General features: G+C 62.3%; 2 protein-coding genes. One reads left to right on the forward strand and one right to left on the reverse strand.

The window, feature by feature from the left end; translation table 11 throughout:
* Positions 1–469: M48 family metallopeptidase (locus AC097P_RS24580; RefSeq protein ID WP_479613033.1), on the forward strand; the 469-nt coding region annotated here is incomplete at its 5' end.
* Here AC097P_RS24580 and AC097P_RS24585 read toward each other — a convergent pair.
* A partial coding sequence (locus tag AC097P_RS24585) for an MBL fold metallo-hydrolase (RefSeq protein ID WP_479613034.1) occupies positions 441–1131 on the reverse strand: 691 nt, incomplete at its 5' end. The genes AC097P_RS24580 and AC097P_RS24585 overlap by 29 nt on opposite strands.

Raw genomic sequence — 1131 nt, forward strand, 5'->3', positions numbered from 1 at the left:
CATCCACGTGCTTCTGGACCCCGGCCATAACTTTAGTGCCGTAGGAGCACAACTAGATGCAACTTCGCAGGGATCAACCCCCCTCGCGTTGCGGGTGGGCCTGCCCAAAACCGCCACGCCCGAGCAAATCCGCGACGCGGTTCAGGCCTGGCTGATGCGCCAGGCTAGAGAACACTTTGTGCAACGACTCGACCACTTTGCTCCCTTGTTACAGGTGCAGTGGCGCAAGCTCAGCCTCAGCTCCGCCGGCACGCGTTGGGGCAGCGCACGCACGGATGGCTCCATCCGCCTGAACTGGCGTTTGGTGCACTTCCGTCCGGCAGTCATCGACTATGTGGTGGCGCACGAACTGAGCCACCTGCGTGTCATGGACCACAGCGCCCGCTTCTGGGATACCGTGCGCAGCGTGCTGCCCGACTATGCCGAATTGCGTGGCCAGCTCAAGGAAGATTCGATCCCGAAGTGGTAGCGACGGCTGTGCCGCCAAACCGGTAAACGCCGTCCTTATCCAGCGCGCGCCGCAGCTTGCCCGCAAACCACAGCGCATGCAGATGCGCGACCACCTCGCCCATGGCAAAGGTGGTCTGGTGCATGTCGAGCGGGCGTTTAAACATCAACGGCAGGATGTCGAAGGCGCAGCAGGGCCGCGCAGTGCATGCGTCCATCACCTCGGCCAGGCGGTCACGGTGGTGGTCGTGTAACTGCTGGATGCGGGTGTGCATGCCGGTGAAGGGCTTGCCGTGCGAGGGCAACACCAGCGCGTCTTCGGGCAGGGTGCGAAACTTATCGACAGAGTCCAAAAATTGGACCAGGGCGTTGGACTCGGGCTCCTGCTCGTAGACGCTCACATTGGTGGATATGCGCGGCAGCATCATGTCGCCACCTATGAGCACATTCAAACTTTCACAGTACAGCGCTATGTGCTCCGGCGCGTGGCCGTAGCCGCTGATGCAGCGCCACTCGCGCTCGCCAATGGTCAGCCGCATGCCGTCCATCAAGCGCCGGTACTGCGGCGGAACAGATGGCACCAGGGAAGGGAAGTAGCCTGTGCGGCCCTTGATCTGCTCCATGGCCTCGGGGCTGTTCAGCCCATGGGATGCAAAAAACTCAGCCGCACGGTCGCCGCCAAAA

The organism is Rhodoferax sp. ZS1R8, from assembly GCF_056521325.1.